The organism is Mesorhizobium sp. CA8 (assembly GCF_020164955.1).
In the GTDB taxonomy this organism is placed as follows: Bacteria; Pseudomonadota; Alphaproteobacteria; order Rhizobiales; family Rhizobiaceae; genus Mesorhizobium.
In genome coordinates, this window is record NZ_JAIUHG010000008.1 from 28,799 (window position 1) to 44,922 (window position 16,124).

At 61.0% G+C, this 16,124-nt stretch carries 20 protein-coding genes, 2 tRNA genes and 2 pseudogenes; 13 read left to right on the forward strand and 11 right to left on the reverse strand.

The annotated features are described in order from the left end of the window. The first annotated feature begins 13 nt into the window (after window positions 1–13). The 5 genes from LB553_RS11075 (at window position 14) to LB553_RS11095 (ending at window position 3,257) form a co-directional block, all read left to right on the forward strand. Window positions 14–646, forward strand: coding sequence for a CDP-alcohol phosphatidyltransferase family protein (locus LB553_RS11075; RefSeq protein ID WP_224513109.1), 633 nt, complete (start codon window positions 14–16; stop codon window positions 644–646). Then, entirely contained in the window at window positions 543–1,805 is a 1,263-nt protein-coding gene (locus tag LB553_RS11080; protein WP_263484013.1) for an AI-2E family transporter, read from the forward strand. Before LB553_RS11075 ends, LB553_RS11080 begins: the two co-directional genes overlap by 104 nt. A gap of 1 nt (window position 1,806) precedes the next feature. Beyond that, on the forward strand, window positions 1,807–2,511 hold the full coding sequence (gene hdaA / locus LB553_RS11085; RefSeq protein ID WP_224513113.1) for a DnaA regulatory inactivator HdaA: 705 nt from the start codon (window positions 1,807–1,809) through the stop codon (window positions 2,509–2,511). A 72-nt stretch (window positions 2,512–2,583) separates the two neighbouring features. Further along, on the forward strand, window positions 2,584–2,838 hold the full coding sequence (locus tag LB553_RS11090) for a FitA-like ribbon-helix-helix domain-containing protein (protein ID WP_224513115.1): 255 nt from the start codon (window positions 2,584–2,586) through the stop codon (window positions 2,836–2,838). Continuing rightward, window positions 2,835–3,257: a type II toxin-antitoxin system VapC family toxin gene (locus LB553_RS11095; RefSeq protein ID WP_224513118.1), complete on the forward strand. Its 423-nt coding sequence runs from the start codon at window positions 2,835–2,837 to the stop codon at window positions 3,255–3,257. Before LB553_RS11090 ends, LB553_RS11095 begins: the two co-directional genes overlap by 4 nt. 387 nt (window positions 3,258–3,644) lie before the next feature. On the opposite strand, the gene LB553_RS11100 is transcribed toward LB553_RS11095, so the two are convergent. From LB553_RS11100 to LB553_RS30785, 4 genes and pseudogenes are all read right to left on the reverse strand, one after another. Then, window positions 3,645–3,721, reverse strand: a tRNA-Pro gene (locus tag LB553_RS11100). 215 nt (window positions 3,722–3,936) lie between these two features. After that, window positions 3,937–5,118 (reverse strand): flavin-containing monooxygenase, encoded by a 1,182-nt coding sequence (locus tag LB553_RS11105; RefSeq protein WP_224513499.1) that lies wholly within the window; start codon window positions 5,116–5,118, stop codon window positions 3,937–3,939. A 137-nt stretch (window positions 5,119–5,255) separates the two neighbouring features. After that, on the reverse strand, window positions 5,256–5,690 hold the full coding sequence (locus LB553_RS30780; RefSeq protein ID WP_411962214.1) for a YybH family protein: 435 nt from the start codon (window positions 5,688–5,690) through the stop codon (window positions 5,256–5,258). Next, a pseudogene (locus LB553_RS30785) lies at window positions 5,664–6,224 on the reverse strand (NADPH-dependent FMN reductase); the annotation flags it as partial. The gene LB553_RS30780 and the pseudogene LB553_RS30785, both read right to left, overlap by 27 nt. A gap of 248 nt (window positions 6,225–6,472) precedes the next feature. Between LB553_RS30785 and LB553_RS11120 the strand changes: the two are divergent. The 4 genes and pseudogenes from LB553_RS11120 to LB553_RS11135 all read left to right on the forward strand — a co-directional run bounded on the left by LB553_RS11120 (window position 6,473) and on the right by LB553_RS11135 (window position 7,609). Then, a complete protein-coding gene (locus tag LB553_RS11120; RefSeq protein WP_224513119.1) occupies window positions 6,473–6,778 on the forward strand; it encodes an ETC complex I subunit in 306 nt (101 codons plus the stop codon). Between the two features lie 55 nt (window positions 6,779–6,833). After that, window positions 6,834–6,910: transfer RNA gene (locus LB553_RS11125), tRNA-Arg, on the forward strand. 83 nt (window positions 6,911–6,993) lie between these two features. Further along, window positions 6,994–7,273: pseudogene (locus tag LB553_RS11130) on the forward strand (type II toxin-antitoxin system RelE/ParE family toxin). 27 nt (window positions 7,274–7,300) lie between these two features. Continuing rightward, the gene (locus tag LB553_RS11135; protein WP_224513121.1) at window positions 7,301–7,609 is read left to right on the forward strand and encodes a HigA family addiction module antitoxin; all 309 of its coding nucleotides are present in this window, start codon (window positions 7,301–7,303) and stop codon (window positions 7,607–7,609) included. A gap of 55 nt (window positions 7,610–7,664) precedes the next feature. Here LB553_RS11135 and LB553_RS11140 read toward each other — a convergent pair whose 3' ends face one another. From LB553_RS11140 to LB553_RS11155, 4 genes are all read right to left on the reverse strand, one after another. Beyond that, window positions 7,665–8,756: an acyltransferase family protein gene (locus tag LB553_RS11140; RefSeq protein WP_224513124.1), complete on the reverse strand. Its 1,092-nt coding sequence runs from the start codon at window positions 8,754–8,756 to the stop codon at window positions 7,665–7,667. Window positions 8,757–9,131: 375 nt separating this feature from the next. Then, window positions 9,132–9,293, reverse strand: a complete 162-nt coding sequence (locus LB553_RS11145; protein ID WP_224513126.1) for a hypothetical protein — start codon at window positions 9,291–9,293, stop codon at window positions 9,132–9,134. Window positions 9,294–9,350: 57 nt separating this feature from the next. Further along, on the reverse strand, window positions 9,351–10,277 hold the full coding sequence (locus LB553_RS11150) for a hypothetical protein (protein WP_224513128.1): 927 nt from the start codon (window positions 10,275–10,277) through the stop codon (window positions 9,351–9,353). 162 nt (window positions 10,278–10,439) lie between these two features. Continuing rightward, a complete protein-coding gene (locus tag LB553_RS11155; protein WP_224513130.1) occupies window positions 10,440–11,225 on the reverse strand; it encodes a hypothetical protein in 786 nt (261 codons plus the stop codon). 192 nt (window positions 11,226–11,417) lie between these two features. Here LB553_RS11155 and LB553_RS30690 point away from each other — a divergent pair, with 192 nt between their 5' ends. Continuing rightward, window positions 11,418–11,999: a CatB-related O-acetyltransferase gene (locus LB553_RS30690; protein WP_318011493.1), complete on the forward strand. Its 582-nt coding sequence runs from the start codon at window positions 11,418–11,420 to the stop codon at window positions 11,997–11,999. Between the two features lie 14 nt (window positions 12,000–12,013). After that, a complete protein-coding gene (locus LB553_RS11165) occupies window positions 12,014–12,973 on the forward strand; it encodes a glycosyltransferase family 8 protein (protein WP_224513132.1) in 960 nt (319 codons plus the stop codon). Between the two features lie 286 nt (window positions 12,974–13,259). Here LB553_RS11165 and LB553_RS11170 read toward each other — a convergent pair whose 3' ends face one another. After that, window positions 13,260–13,502, reverse strand: a complete 243-nt coding sequence (locus LB553_RS11170) for a DUF982 domain-containing protein (RefSeq protein ID WP_224513134.1) — start codon at window positions 13,500–13,502, stop codon at window positions 13,260–13,262. Between the two features lie 27 nt (window positions 13,503–13,529). On the opposite strand from LB553_RS11170, the gene LB553_RS11175 reads away from it, so the two are divergent. Then, window positions 13,530–13,751: a hypothetical protein gene (locus LB553_RS11175; protein ID WP_224513136.1), complete on the forward strand. Its 222-nt coding sequence runs from the start codon at window positions 13,530–13,532 to the stop codon at window positions 13,749–13,751. Between the two features lie 500 nt (window positions 13,752–14,251). On the opposite strand, the gene LB553_RS11180 is transcribed toward LB553_RS11175, so the two are convergent. Together LB553_RS11180 and LB553_RS11185 are read right to left on the reverse strand one after the other, a co-directional pair. Next, on the reverse strand, window positions 14,252–14,497 hold the full coding sequence (locus LB553_RS11180) for a DUF982 domain-containing protein (protein ID WP_224513138.1): 246 nt from the start codon (window positions 14,495–14,497) through the stop codon (window positions 14,252–14,254). Window positions 14,498–14,602: 105 nt separating this feature from the next. Then, window positions 14,603–14,797 (reverse strand): hypothetical protein, encoded by a 195-nt coding sequence (locus tag LB553_RS11185; RefSeq protein WP_224513140.1) that lies wholly within the window; start codon window positions 14,795–14,797, stop codon window positions 14,603–14,605. A gap of 429 nt (window positions 14,798–15,226) precedes the next feature. Between LB553_RS11185 and LB553_RS11190 the strand changes: the two genes are divergently transcribed. Beyond that, window positions 15,227–15,586 carry an ArsR/SmtB family transcription factor gene (locus LB553_RS11190; RefSeq protein ID WP_095767198.1) on the forward strand — a complete coding sequence of 120 codons (360 nt, stop codon included), beginning with the start codon at window positions 15,227–15,229 and terminating at the stop codon, window positions 15,584–15,586. The last annotated feature ends 538 nt before the right edge of the window (window positions 15,587–16,124 follow it).

Below are 16,124 nucleotides of genomic sequence, written 5' to 3' on the forward strand. Positions count from 1 at the left end.
GACGGGACCTCACGTGACCCTTCCCAACATGATTACGATCATGCGGCTGCTGCTGGTGCCGGCCGTGGTGTTGGCCATGCTGCAGTGGCTTTGGGGTTGGGCCTTCGCCGGATTCCTCGTCGCCGGCATTTCCGATGGTGTCGATGGCTTTATCGCGCGTCGCTGGAACCAATCGTCCCGCCTCGGCGCCTATCTCGATGCGGTCGCCGACAAGCTCCTGCTGGTCTCGGTCTTCGTCGTCATGGGCTTTGCCGGCGAGCTGCCGCTCTGGCTGGTGGTAACCATGGTCTCGCGCGACGGGCTGATCGTTTGCGCCGTGCTCTTGTCCAGCGTGATGAGCCATCCGATCGAGGTGAAGCCGCTCCTCGTTTCAAAGATCAACACCGCGGCGCAGATCGTGCTGGCGTCGCTTGTGCTGGGCGAACTCGCCTTTTCGGTGCAGCTGGGCCCGCTGCGGACCGCGCTCATATTGCTGACCGGGGTCTTGACCGTGGCTTCGGCCGCAGCCTATCTCGTGGCTTGGCTAAGGCATATGAGCGGCTATGGCGAAGGCTCCCGGACGAGCAACTCCCCAACCGACAACATCAAGTCGGGCGACATCAAGTCGGGCATCGGCAAGTCGGGCGGCTCCAGCACGGACGCCTGACAATGACGGCGCGGTGATCGTCGCTGACGACGGCTCGGGCGGGCTTCGCCGCCAGGTCTTCTTCTGGCTGGTGACCGCGGTCCTGCTGGCGCTGTTCCTCTATATCTTCTCAGGCATCCTCCTGCCGTTCGTGGCCGGCATGGTGCTCGCCTATTTCCTCGACCCGGTCGCCGACTGGCTGCAGCGGCTAGGCCTGTCGCGCCTGATGGCGACGGTGGTGATCCTGATCGCCTTCATCGTAGTCGTGGTGCTGGCCTTCGTCATCCTGGTGCCGGTGCTGGCCACGCAAATGGCCGATTTCGCCCGCAAGCTGCCGGAATATCTCACCCGCCTGCAATCGCTCATCACCAGCTTCGACCCGAAATGGCTGGAGCAGCGTTTTGGCGTCAACGCCGCAGGCTTGCGCGAGGGGCTGAATTCGCTGCTCACCACCGGCTTCGGGCTGCTTACCACCGTCTTCACCTCGATCTGGAGCTCGGGCGTGGCGCTGGTTTCGGTGGTCAGCCTGTTCGTCGTTACCCCGGTCGTCGCCTTCTACATGCTGCTCGACTGGGACCGCATGGTGGCCGTTGTCGACAGCTGGGTGCCGCGCGACTATGTCGAGACGGTCAGAACGCTCGCTCGCGAGATCAACACCGCCACCGCCGGCTTCGTGCGCGGGCAGGGCACGCTCTGCCTGGTGCTCGGCGCCATGTATGCCACGGGACTGACGCTGACCGGCTTGAACTTCGCCATCCTCATCGGCTTCTTCGCCGGGCTGATCTCCTTCATCCCCTATGTCGGCTCGCTGACCGGGCTGGTACTCGCCGTCGGCGTAGCCTTCGTACAGTTCTGGCCGGACTGGACGATGGTCTTGCTTGTGGCCTGCGTGTTTTTCGTCGGCCAGTTCATCGAGGGCAACATCCTGCAGCCCCGGCTGGTCGGAAAGAGCGTCGGCCTGCACCCGGTATGGCTGATGTTCGCGCTGTTTGCCTTCGGCGCGCTGTTCGGTTTCGTCGGCCTTTTGATTGCCGTGCCGGCCTCGGCGGCGATTGCCGTGCTGGTGCGCTTCGCCATCGGCCGCTATCTCGAATCGCCGCTCTATAAGGGCAACGGCACTCAGCCCGCGCCGCCATTGCCGGCCGATCGCCGTGGCGGCCACCGCTCGTCTCGGGGCTGAAATGGCTGCCCAGCCAGCAGATACACCGCGCCAGCTGCCGCTCGATCTCGGCCACGGCACCGGCTATTCGCGCGACGAGCTCGTCGTCTCGGGCACCAATGCGCAAGCGGCATCGCTGATCGACCGCTGGCCGGACTGGCCGTCGCCGGTGGTCGTGCTGGCCGGGCCGCCCGGCTCCGGTAAGACGCATCTCGCCCGCATCTGGCAGGATAGGGCGCACGCCGTCATCGTTGATCCCGGTCGGATCGGCGAGCACATTGCCGGTCTCGGCAGCAGGCCGGTGCTCGTCGATGACATCGACAAGGCGGCGATCGACGAGCCGGGCCTGTTCCACCTGATCAACGCCGTGCGCGGCGCGGGCTCGACGCTGCTGCTCACCGCGCGGCGTTTCCCTTCGGCTTGGCGCGTCGCGCTGCCGGATCTCGTTTCGCGATTGAAGGCGGCGGCGACGATCGAGATCCACGAGCCCGACGACCTGCTGCTCGCCGGCGTGCTCACAAAGCTCTTCGCAGACCGGCAGGTAGAGGTCGAGCCGCATGTGGTGCAATATCTGGTGCGCCGCATCGAGCGCTCGCTCGGCACCGCCATGCGCGTCGTCGAACGCCTCGACCGCGCCGCGCTCGAACGCAAGACGCCGATCACCCGCGCTTTGGCCGCCGAGACCGTCAGCGCCATGGACGAAGGGCAGGGCGAGTTCGATATTTGAGGCTGAACTGCCTGCGCGTGACAATCAGGGTCCACTATGCTATGTGATAGCAACGAGATCGAATCGATATCAATGACAGCGGTCACGATCAGAAATCTTCCGGAAGAGACACATCGCGCCCTGCGCGTGCGCGCGGCCATCAACGGCCGCAGCACGGAAGCGGAAATCCGCGCCATCCTTGAGGATGCCGTCCGGCCGGAGGGCCGTGTCAAACTGGGCTCCTTGCTTGCAAGCATCGCTCGCCGGGCCGGTGTGAAAGACGAGGATGTCGATGCTCTGGAGCAAGCCTTGGACAAAAGCCCTGCCGAGCCCCTGAAATTCGAATGATCCTCCTGGACACCAATGTTGTGTCGGAGGTGATGAGGGCAGAGCCGCATCCCACAGTCTTGGCTTGGCTGGATGCTCAGGCCGCCGAAACACTCTACCTTTCCAGCATCACGCTTGCGGAAGTGCTGTTCGGGATTGAGGCCATGGCAGCAAGCCGCCGCAAGAACGCGCTGGCCGAAACGTTTGCCGGGATTTGTGCAATCTTCGATCAACGTATCCTGGTCTTCGACGCCGAGGCGGCACGTCGCTATGCCGGTCTTGCTGTAAAGGCCAGAACGGCCGGAAAGGGATTTCCCGTGCCTGTCGGGTATATCGCAGCCATCGCCGCCGCGAAGGGCTTCCAGGCCGCGTCACGCGACATCGCGCCGTTTCAGGCGGCCGGGGTGCCGGTTATCAATCCGTGGGAGCATGCGGCGTAGCCGTCCCGTTTCGGAACAATCTTTCAGGCATCACTTTTGCAACGCAGCCGTCGCCGGTTGATCCCGGTCCCGATCGCGTTCCAGATCGGGTTGTAGGCTCGCCGGGCTCGAGGTGTTGGGGTTCTCGCCCGGCGGGTTTACCGTTCCTCCGAACTGCGGCGTTGAATGGCTCGTCCCGCTTGCCGTGAGCCTGTCCCGCATCGAGCAGCAAGCTGCCGCCACTTATGGCGAGGCCGCATTGACGTGCGTCGTTGATGAGAGGAGGACCGCAGATCGCGGAGCCCCCATGTCAGCCGCTGCCTGGAAAGTGTTGGCGTCTCAATTGTCCCTGTCCTTCCGGCTGTAATGCAGGAAAGGCGAGACCGATTTGGTCGAGGAAGGAAGCGATGGTCGGAGTGGCGTGATTCGAACACGCGACCCCCTGATCCCAAATCAGGTGCGCTACCAGGCTGCGCTACACTCCGACGTCCCGCGGCGTATAGGGGGCGGGCGCCCGGAAGGCAACACAAAAACGGCAGGCCCGACCTGGATCGATGCCGCAGTGTTGAAGAGCGCCAGCCCTCGGTTCGCCTACGGTGCCCGGATCGCTACCGTGACCTGCAAGGCGTGGCTGCAAGCGGCGTTTGAAAGCCTTGCCGCCTGCGCCGATGCCTTCGCGGCCTTCATGCAGAAATGCCGATCAGCTCTGGCGCTGCTGGCCGGCGATCTTCTTGGCGATCGCGGTGCCCTGGATTCTCGCATTGGCAAAGCAGCCGCGAATGCTCGGGCGCATGCCGGTGAACCAGAGTCCGGGCAGCTTCGGATCGTTCGCGGCGCCATTGAACAGCGGCACGCCCTTGGCGTCGAGCACGCCGAGTCGGCCCAGCATCGTCTCCAGCCCGGTACGGTAGCCGGTGGCGGCAATGACGATGTCGGGCGCGATCGTCTGGCCACCGTCCAGTACGACGCCGTCGCGCCTGAATTCGCGCAGTTGCGGCACCACGATGATGCGCCCTGCCTTGATGGCCTCGACCGCGCCGTCGTCGGCGGCGATCGCCGTATAGTCGGAGCCGAGCCGGCTGGCGCCGCCCGCCGGGGCAGGCGGCAGGCCGTATTTCGTCAGATCGCCGAACACCAGGCGCTGCGTTGCCGCCATCACCGCGTCCGCGAGCCTTGTGGGCAGGCTGGCCATGAGCGGCGATATGCGATGCACGGCGATCTTGCCGATGCGCTTGGGCAGCAGCGAAGGTCCGTTGCGTGCCGCAAGCCACATCAGACCCGTCTCGACGCGGGAAAGATGGTTGAGCGTGTCGAAGCCGGAATTGCCGGCGCCGACCACCAGCACTTTCTTGCCGGCATAGTCGCTCGCCTTGCCGAACTCGGCCGAGTGGATGACCGACCCCGAAAAATCCTCCATGCCCTTCCAGGCCGGAATGAAGGGTTGCCGGTCGCGTCCGGTGGCGATCACCACATGCCGTGCCGCCTTCAGCCCCGCGCTTGTCCGCAGCAGCCAGTGGTCGCCATGGAATTCGATTTCGTCGACCTTGACGTCGAAGGCGATCGGCAGCCGGTGCGTTTCGGCGAAATCGTTGAGATGACGGATGACGGCGCTGCGATGCGGAAAAGCCGGCGTCCCTGCCGGAAAGGAAACGCCGGGCAATGAGGAGAGGTCACGATGCGTGTTGAGGTGCAGATTATCGTGACGGCGATGCCAGGGCTCGGCCAGCCGCCGCTCGCGTTCCAGGATTTGCACCGTCACGCCGGCCCTGGCCAGCGCATGCGCGGCGGCAAGCCCTGCGGCGCCCGCGCCGATGACAATCGCTCCGTCCAATATCGCTGGCTCGCCGACCCCCGACGGCAAGACTTTCGCTTCCGCGCCCATTTGTGTCTTTATCGCCGTCATCATGCCTTTCAAGTGGCATGATCCTGTATCTGACATATGCCGCCCACCCGCCAAAAGGAATAGGTGGCTGTTGCAAAAACCTCCGGCATTGTGTCGCGGATTGGTACGAGCGCCGGCTAATGAACCGGGTCGGCGTGGCGATGCACCAGCTTGAACCCGCCGTCCTCCAATCGGAACACTTCCGTCACCCGCAAGGTCATCTCGGTCGCCTCGCCGTTCCTGCCCATGCGCGTCTTGGCATGCTGCAAGCCGGTCCAGAAGGCCAGATCGCCGCTTGCCGCAGCCTGCAGCACCTCGAGGTCGGTGCTGCCGCCCTTTTGGAAGCTCGCCGCGTCGCGTTCGTAGCGGCCCGCAATCGCCTCGGCGCCTTCGAGATGATCGCCGCGCGGCGAAAAGAACGTCGCCGGCCCGGCATGGGTGACGATCGCCTTCAGCGACGTGGGATCGCCGTTGACATAATCCTCAGCGATCTTCTCGCGCTGCTTCATGAAGGCATCGAAGGACGAGCCGCCGGGATGCACCCTCCTGACCCAGCTTTCCAGGCCGGCCATGAAATTCTCGAGGAAGGCTGCGGTATCGGCATTGGTAACGGCCCCCTTATCGTCGAGCAGCTCCGCGACATTGCCGATATAGGCCTCCGGCTGCTGCATCACCGGCATGTCGAGGAAGACGAAGGTCTGCCTGAGCGCCTGGTTGGAGCCGAAGGCGCCGATCTTGCTGGGGCTGACGCTGACGACCCCGGCGGGCAGGCCCTTGAACACGCTCTTGCCGGACGGACGCGAGCCGACATCGAGCGCATTCTTCAGGCAGCCCGGGATTGAGCGGTTATATTCCGGGGTGACGAACAGCACCGCGTCGCATTCTTTTATCGCCGCGCGGAAGGCCGACCATGCCGCCGGCGGGCTGTCGCCGTCCAGATCCTCGTTATAAAGCGGCAACTCGCCGATCTCGACGAAACGGCAGCGCACCGAATCCGGCGCGCGGGCGGCCAGCGCCTTGGCGATCTTGCGGCTGAAGGACTGGGCGCGCAGGCTGCCGACAAGCACGGCGAGCTGGAGGACGGCGTGTTCGGTTGCATCGGTCATGGCGAAACGTCCGTTTTGCTGATGGCTTACAGGGAAGGCCGGCACGGCGCGGCCTGCCCGACGTTTCGATAATGTCGGCAGCGCAGCGAGGTTCCCTGCGCCATAGCGTGCGCCGGGCCGCTGCGGCCTTGCCGCAGCGGTCATTGCACAGTAATGACGGATTGGCGCGAGGTTCAGGCTCCCGATGGGATCCTGGAAATAGCGCGCTGAACAACGGTGCCCGGTCCCCGGGCGGCAACGAGGTGGTCATGTCCGCGCGCATTTTCAGTCCAGCCAAAACCGCGATGCAGTCCGGCAAGGCCAAGACCGGACATTGGGTGCTCGAATTCGAGCCCGCCCAGCGCAAGAAGATCGACCCGCTGATGGGCTACACCTCCTCGGGCGACATGCTGAGCCAGGTGAAGCTCACCTTCGATACGAAGGAAGAGGCGATCGCCTATGCCGAGAAGGAAAAGATCGCCTACCGGGTTGAAGAGCCCAAGGAAGCTAAGCGCCGGCAGATTTCCTATTCGGACAATTTCCGCTATGACCGCAGGACGCCCTGGACGCACTGATTTTCGAGTCTTTCGTCGCGCGGCATGATAGACCAGCCGGCCTAGCCCGGCCGACGGTCCCGTAGCTCAGCTGGATAGAGCACCGGCCTTCTAAGCCGATGGTCGCAGGTTCGAATCCTGCCGGGATCGCCAATCTTTGGCATTCTTGTCGATGGTAATGTACGCGTTCTGCTTACATTTGCTTGACTTATGTAAGCTATCTGCTTACGTGTGGCATGATCAAGTCATTCAAGAGCAAAGCGCTAGCCGATTTGTTCGAGACCGGGAAAACCGGGAAGATCGATGTCAAGATGCATAAGCGCATCCTGATCAGGCTTGACCGCCTTGAGGCGTCCGAGCGGCCGGAAGATATGAACCTGCCAGGGTTTGATTTTCACACGCTGAGAGGCTTCGACCCGACCCGCTATACGGTTCCACGTGAACGGCCCGTGGTGCCTCACATTTGAATTCGACGGCCAAGACGCCGCCCGCGTCGATTTCGAACAGTATCATTGAGGCGGACAGATTGGGGAAATTGGATTTATGAGCGAGCACAAGCCGAAGCGTCCCGTCGAGCGTTGCCCGTCCCACCCGGGAGCGCTGCTTGAGGACATCATCCCAGCGACTGGAAAGACCAAGGTGGAAATTGCCAGGCTGCTCGGAATCTCCCGACAGCAGCTCTACGATATCACCCGCGAACGGAAGCCGGTATCGCCGGCCATCGCGGCTCGGCTCGGAAAAATGTTCGGCGACGGCGCTGCAATCTGGCTTCGCATGCAGGCGGCCCATGATGCCTGGCACGCCGAACGGGAAGTGGATGTGAGCGCTATACCGACTTTGCGCGCGGCTTAACAAACTTTGCTAGCCGGCCCTGTAGCTCAGCTGGATAGAGCACCGGCCTTCTAATTTAGGCTTCAGGCTGCTCTGAAGGAGTAGTTCCTCGGGCTGGACGAAGAAGCATGCTAAGCCCACGCTCCGCGACAGGGCGAAGTCTTTGCACCGGCAGCTCAACGAAACGGGCTACCAAATAGCTTGCGATGAGAACTGCCACAGCCATGATAAAGACAGTAAAAAGGGGGCGATCCGAGGATCCGAACCGCGACATCAACGTGTATCCTATATACGCGTGCAGAAGGTACATTGGATAGGTCAACGCGCCGATCTGTCTCGCAAAAGGCAATGGTTTCGATTCGGCTCTGGATGCCTTCATACCCAGGAAGACGACAAAGAACCCGAGCACGATAACCCCAACGACGTAGCGCGAAAGCGTCGGGCCATAGGTCGCATTAATGAAGTCCGTGGTGGGCAATTCGGCAACACAGAGGCCCATGACTGCACAGGCTGAGGTCGCGAGCAGTGTCCGCGGAGAGAAACCGTCCTGGTACATGAAATAGAAGGAGCACCCGGCGGCGAAGAACGCGTCATATCCCCCAAGGAACCCATGACCTCCCCACACCGCGAAAGAAACTATCAGCCAGGCTATCCATATCTCAACTATAATTTGGGCATAGCTGATCAGGTTTAGCGAAAGGATGGCAAGCACCGAGGCATAGAAGATGATCTCCGTTTTGAGGGTCCAGTAGACACCGTCGACAACTGGCCATCCAAAAGACGTCGGGATCATCGTCAGGTTGACGAAATACTGTCCCGCCGATATCGGCATCAACGGCGACGGCCAGATGGCAAGCACAATCGAGGTCAATGTCATACAGAAGACGAACGCCGGCCACAGCCTGAAGACTCGCGAAATCACAAACTTCACCGGTGACCCCGATCGGGCGGACGACATGATTACGAAGCCGCTGATCATAAAAAAGAGCGGGACACCCAGATACCCGTATTGAAACAGCGCTCCGGCCCCCTCGAATGGCCCTATGCCTGTCAGTTTGCCGTTGCGGATACCGTTGACGAGATAATGATAACTCATGACCGACAGCGCCGCGGCGAACCGCGCATAGTCGATCCATTCAAACCGAGAGTTGGTTCGTTCCAATGCCATGCAGCCTTGAACCATGCTGCTGCATGGCGGTCAATTCCCGGCTACAGTCAACCATTCTGGCGAGAGATGGCGGCATCATTCAAAGTGACCGCAAAAACGAACGCGTCATATCCACTTCCCAGACGATTGGACAACCGCCGGCGCCCGGATCATTGCGGCAGACGCCGCGGCAACGAACGGGCGCTGGCCACTCTGTGGCAATACGGCTTTGGTGGATTTGCCCAGTCCGCCCAGCTAGCTTAACAATCCTCTCGTCTTTGCCTCACGCTGCGACTTGACTTGGCAGTGCGAGTTCCTTCTGGCGCCGTTTTGCACGGATGTTACTTCCGCATCAGCTCAGGGGAGGGATCGGTCAGCCATTGCTTGTCGTCCTTCTCACTGGCCCACGGATTCCTTGATGGGCAATGCTTCCTCGTCAAGCTCGAGCCGCACCTTCACAACCCGCCGCTCGCGTCGATACTCGGCTTGCTTGAATGCGTTGTCGCTGTCGGCTGTGGTCATGCCGACGATCGGGGTATTGCTGCGGGATCGGCTCATGGGCCTGTCGTTTAGCTTGCGTTTTCGGGCGGACTAGCCCGAAGATCTGGTCAGCACTTAGAAATCTTGGGCTACCCTGCCGCTCGTGCCGCCAAGGTATGTATTCCAGACGTAGTCGCGGATCAGTTTTCGATGATCGGTTGTTCTGCGGTGATAACTGGGACGGTCGGGGTAGGATACGCCGGCAACATGGAAGAATGCTTCCTCGATGATCTCATGGTGTCCGACCGCACCCGCCATCGTCATCGGGTTTTCCCGCGCGACGGCTACAGCAACGTCACTTGCCCTGTCCAAATGCGAGTAAAGGACTTTCCAGTTTGCGCCGCCAGTATCGAGCCCCATGTTCAAGCGGGGTTCGAAGTTCAGCTTTCGTCCCGCCGTGGCGGAGAAGCGATAGAAGCAGAAACCTGCCCATAAATTCCAGTGTCGATCGGTCGGCTTCGGCTCGTGGATATGATTTCGACCTGGAAGGAACAGCTTACCGTAGACAGCCTTTTCTTCCATCTTGGCCGGGATGTCAAATGGCACTACCGGGAAGCAGTCATGATCAATGAAGCCGAATAACTCAGGCTCCAAGTGCCGTATGATATTATGATAGGTCCAGTTTATCGCGGTTCCGTGCGATCTGGACAGATGTTTTTCTACCCGCATCGGAAGCGCCAAATAAGGCACGTCTCTTACCTTGCAGATGCTTTCTATTGCTTCTCTCGACGCCCGACCGGTCGAATTGTCGACAACTGCCAGCGTCATTCCCGGCGGGTGCATTTGCCAGGCCTTGGCCAGCGCATCTATGACCCAAGGCGTGTTGAACGCCACCGCAAAGCAGACACGCGATGCACCAGTGGCTTTCAGGCGGTCTGCAAAAGCGCGTCCAGCAGCTCGGCCCCGATGCTCGAAAGCCGTGTATACTAGCCTATTTCTGGCTTCCTTCGCCGCGATGATTGCCGGCGCTCTGGTTATGACATCGACGATCTTCAGACCCATTTGGCCTGCATAACGTGACGCCAGGAGAAACGGAAGTCCGCCATTTTCAATGGAATAGACATCGAAGGCGTCTCCAGTGGCAAAACCGAAAAGGAAATGAATATTCGCGACGCGCTCGAACAGCGAGACATTCTTCTTTTGCCGTAAAATCTCACGGCCAATTTAAAGCGACCACCTATCCCGCTGCCGCCATAGGTCCATGGGAGCTCGCCACAAGCGATACCACCCGGCTCTCCTTACCTGTTCGGCTATCGGAGCGTCGCCGTACATGTTGAAGAACTGCAGCACGCGCGGGCTGGCGAAAGCCTTTTTGCCACGTGTGTTGTAGTCGCTGACCGGAAGGTGGTGTCGGCTGAGGGCCAGGCCATTTCGAGAGAGCGCGACCCCGATGCAAAACTGCTCCGGCGCATCTGTATTGGTCAATTCGCGTACGGCCAGCATCGCGGAATAGGCTTCGTTTAATGCACGAATATTGGCTCGATGAATGCCAAGGATTCCGCTTTGCCACATCGGTTCGTGCCCAGTCAGAGTGTAGTCTCCGATTTTGATGCCTTTGCCTGTGAGAACCGGGTAAAGCCGATGCTCACCCTCACACTTACGCATGAAGGAACGCGTCGGTGAAATCTGTCGGAACCCTCTGGATGGATCGACATAAGGATAGTGGTCCGAGTCCATGAAGATCAGGCGGTCCGCTCGCTTCAGGATCTCGATCAGGAATGCAGCCTTGACGCCGAAATGATAGCGCCAGCCGAAAGACATCAACTCTTTCTGGTCGGCGGTTATTGCGATCGTCTCTACGGGGTATAAGCGAAAGAGTTCGGGTCTGTCGGTTGCGACGATTATTTTGGCGCCTGGGCAATTGTGCAAAAGCTTAAGCGCGCTGAGCAGCGCGCCAAAGTGATAAACCTCGTTATCGCCATAGGCGATATAGCCAAAAACGTCGTTCATTCGATCTATGGGAGTGTGTCTGAGACGCTCCCACTACCAACACAGGCAACCGCAATCCACTCGAAATTTCCCAACGTCGGTGTGCGGATAACAGGTTTTTCGGTGAATCGCTCGCTTGCGCCGGCCAAAGTTCCCGGTTGATGGTTCGGCCGGTCCGAGGCTATGTCACAGAAGCATTGGGGAGGTATCTGGATGTCGGCGCTTTCCAAATGGCTGAGGGATATGCGCTCCGGATTGCCGGAACATGTGACCGTTGGCCGCCACACCTATGGTGTGACATGGCGAAAAGTCTTGGCCCCCTTGAAGGATGCTCCGCTGCAAGTCGGCGCTTTCTGCTCAGTTGCCGGTCGGGTGGTTTTCATCTGCTCCGGCCAGCATCCGACCGAGAGCGCAACCTCGTTTCCAATCTACAGCCGATTGCTGAATCAGCCGGAGCCAACCGCAAATGGCGGCAAGCCGGCCGGCATCACTGTTGGCAATGATGTCTGGATCGGCAATGGCGCGATGATCCTGCCGGGGGTGGAGATCGGCGATGGTGCAGTCGTCGGCGCCGGTGCCGTCGTCACCAAACACGTGCCGCCCTATGCGATCGTCGGGGGGTCTCCAGCCCGGCTGATCAGATATCGATTTCCCGAGGAGATCATAGCGAAGCTGCTGGCGATCCAGTGGTGGCGCTGGGACGACGATAAGGTCAAGCGTGAGGCGGCGTCGCTCACCGGCCCGATCGAGGCTTTCGTCGAGAAGCATTTTGTGGCAGGCACCGCAGTAGGATAAGGGTCGCGGTGCGAATGACGAAGTGTTTCTTCCTGGCCGCGGATGCTGAATATCTTCCGTATGCCAGCCTGGCGGCGCGTCGGATCGTTGACGTCTCCACGCCGATCGACGGCTACCTGCTCTATACCGGCGCCAGCGAACCGGATCTCGAAGCCGGCCGCCATCTGCTGAAAGGCAAGGTCGAGCTGGTCGACGTCGCGGATTTCATGACCAGCTACGGCTTCCGCTTCGGAACATACAGCATCGCCGCCTACACTCGTCTTTTCGCCGACCAGCTCCCGGTTTTTGGGCCATATGATCGTGTCGCCTACACGGACTGCGATGTTCTCTTCAACAGGGATATCAACGATCTTGCCGGGCAGCAGCTGCATGCGCCCATGCTCGCGGCGCATGACGACTACATGTATTTTCGGCCGTCCTACAGACAAAAGCTCGGGCTGAAGGCGGGCGCGCCCTACTTCAACTCCGGTGTCGTGGTTTTCGACATGGGCGCTGTTCGGACGGACGGACTGCTGGAGCGCACGCGCAACACCGCCATTCAAGGCAAGATGAACGACCAGAATGCCCTCAACGTCGTCTTCGAGGGCAAATGGCAGACGATGCATCCGAACTGGAACCTGCAATCGCTGGGGACAAGGCAGTTCCGCTTCTCCCAGGCTTGGGCCAGGCATTTCGCCGGCGGCAAGCCGTGGGGCAACCAGGTTGGGGTCGAGCTGGAAGCGCTGAGCATCTGGCGCGACCTGGCAAGGGACACGCCCTGGCGCAAGCCGTTCGAGCAGCGCATACCCTTCGAGCGCGGCGTGATGAAGCGCTTTTTGCGCCGTTTCGACGCTGTTGCCGGTCTTTTCGGAAACGATGTCCAACGCCGCCGCGCCAGATATGACGGCGCGAAGATGCATCAAATCTACGCCCGGCAGGCAGAAGAAGGCGCACTGGCCGTCCAATTCCCGGAAGTGCTTGGCGGCTTTGGCTGAACCATCCGCCGCCACGGCCTGTGGATAGTAACCGCCCATTTACCACGTCCCGGTGCTCGCGTTGCGGCTGCCGGTCGACTCGCCGAAATGGAGCGGCCTGAACCCGTCAGGCAACCCCGAAGCCGAGCGGCCGGCGTTTTCATGTATCAGCGGGACGCGTGCTTGAACGCGTTCCAAGTATGCGTCGGCCGCCACTTCGCTGCATGAAAACACAAGCCCGCCGCGGCAATGGGAAACCGCGACGGGCTTGGTGACGCCCCTCACGGGCGCCGTGGGAAAATCGAGGCTACGCCAGCAGTCCGGCGACCTTGGCAGCCTTGCGCAGTGTCTTGCGGGCTTCCACCGGGCTGCGCAGCCCATCGAGCGCGTCGCGGCAGACGCGGCTCGCCGAGCGCCAGGCGCCGCCCCGCGCCTGTCTGGGCCAGCGTTGGTCCAGGCATTCCATCGCCTCGAAGCAGCTCGAAACCTTGCGCTGACCGTTTGGCTGGAAATCGATCACGACCGGCTCGGAAAACCAGACATCGTTCATCACTTCCTCCGTTCTTATGATCGTCTTTTGAGCAAGCAATCGGCGCCGGATGACGCGCCCGATGCGGTTCCGCGATTGCGGACCCGCGCGTTAACCAATCACCGCGCGTTAGGTTCCGAAGAATTTCAAGGCTACGGCAATTCCAGGAAAAGCGTGGGCGGGTGGCTCGGCGCCTCCGCCGCAGCCTTCCGTCCGGAGTTGCGTAAAGACAAAGAGATAGACCGTTTCACCGTTTCTGTGAAACGGTGAAACGCTGCGTCCGGACGGGCTCAAGGGCGGCCAATCCGGCGAGTGCGGATGGTCGAAAATCGCGGGACCGAAGTCACTGCCGTACTCTCGCGGGTGGCGCTAGATTGCGAACCGAAAGTCAGCGGATGCACAGTGGGAACCGGTTGGCGATCTACCGGAACGTCATCCTGATCTAATGAATCCGGCAGGCTGATGAAACGCGGGAGGACCTCTCATGCTTATCGCCGTGCTAGCATCCCACCATGACCGTTGCCACCTTGATGGCGACCGCGTTCGGGCTCTACGAGGAAGCGCGACCGAACCGCTCGCGCGCTGAGACGGATCGTGCGCGCGCGTTTCGAACAGAGCATCGGTTTCCCGCCAGGCATGATCACTCCGCTTCAGCTGGCCATATGCATCTTTCGGGCCGAATCCTGCTTTCTCCGGCGGCGTCAGCGGTGCTGGTGCTTTTATGGCTTTACTATCGATAGGCAGCCTGTGGAGCGCCGGGCGCCGTTGTTCTATTCCACTAGTACGTGCGCCTCGCGCGCGGCCATGATGAAGGCCTCCCTGGCGTTATCCGCCGCAACGTCGCCACGGATCGCCCGCCGGCAGGCGCGCAGCGCCGCGCCATGTAGCGCGCTGCCGGCATCGCGCCATTGGCCGGTCAGCAGTTCGACGGCCTGCTCGGCGTTGGATATGTGGCGGATCGAGCCGGACACCCCGACGGCGACTTCGACCGGCCTGGAGAACCATCCCTGCATCATCACTAAAACCTCCCGAAGTATATCGGAACACGATATATTATCGTAGAGTTGCGTCGCGAAACGTCAACTTGGCGTGAAGCGTTTCACGAAGCTGGCGTAGGTTGCTCATCTTCCAAGCGGCCTCCGTGAAAGCTCGACCAGTTCCGCCTCGTCGGTGATACCCGCCATGTAATTAGCGATGATACGCGAGGCGCGCGCTTCCTTCTGCTCGGCAGTCTCGCCTTCGAAATTGCCGTTTTGGTAGACACGGCCAAGCATGGCCGTCTCGTCGGGGTTGAACGTGTTGCGTACAACGGACATGGCTTCTTCCTCCAGCCCGGCCCCTCTTGCCCGGCCAATAATAGCACGCTTCGAGATTGGGAGTGAGTCGCGGCAACATCGTGGCCAAGGTTTCTTAGCCGGGCACACCGGTTGCTGTGCTTCCTTACTTGCGGCTGGCCGCTGTTTTGCCGGCCTCGTTATATTCTTGCCGAACGAGCGCTGCGCTGATACGCATTAGCAGCGCGGAATTTTTCTGAGTCTGCATTGACTTGAGCCCAGAAAAGCGCCGCGCGTTCTGTCCGAGACCAGCACCTCCGACGTGGTGGCAACCGGGTTACGAAAGGGTTCTGGTCGAAAAAGAAGCAGGGCAGGTCCCGCATTCAAACCGGGGCAGGCTCATCAACGCTCTGGAACTCTGAAGCCATTGCCCCCATGGCCTTCGGAAGAGCATGAACCATGGGGAAATCGATGGTGACCAAGAAACTTACCGCCAACGCAGAAAGCGCGGCAGCCTTTCTTGCGGTGATGGGCAACGAGAAGCGTTTGCTCATCATGAACTACCTCGCCGAGGGCGAACTCTCTGTCGGCGTGCTCGCCGACAAGGTCGAACTCAGCCAGTCAGCGCTGTCGCAACACCTGGCCAAACTGCGCAGGTTTGGCCTGGTCGAAACCCGCCGCGATCGTCAGATGGTTTATTATTCCTGCAAGTCGTCGGCAGCGCGCGAGCTTCTGACACTGCTCGATGGCCTGCTGACGACGGACAAGCCGCTTGCCGGACCGGCAAGGCAGGCTTTGGTCGAGAGGATGCGGCGGCCGCAGGCTGCCTGAGCTGCTTGCCACGCACGGACGGGGCCAGGGGCCTTCGTCCGGCGCGGCGCCTCGACGGCGCAGACTGACATATAAGCGGGCCGCATCGCGACGCCGCCCACGTTTCGTTGAACCGCCGCTCTTGCCATGCCGCTCGCCGGGGGTTCATCACGTTTGTTTGAGAGACGATGCTTCGAAGCCCGATATTCGCTGCAAGTCGCTGATAGTAATTGGTTCTCTTGTATGAGCGGGACCCGGCTCAGCCGAAGCTTACAGATTTGTAAGTCGCCTCGCCGGGCGCTGTTGGCTAAATTCCAAGTCGATCCACACCCCCGGATCATGACGGCGCCGAACTTCCACTTCGGCTCCGTAAGAGGCTCGCCGCTCCCGGCGGGCCTCTTTCGTTTTGGGTTGCGTGGCTTGCTGCGTTCACCGCGGGCGTCACCGGCTTGGTGTCGTGGGAAGCGGCGGGGCAGGTGGTGATAACCGGCACCTGTTAAGCCGATAGAAGTCGAGCCCGGCGACGAAGTCACCGGTGATCCCGGCAGGTTCGGTCGCG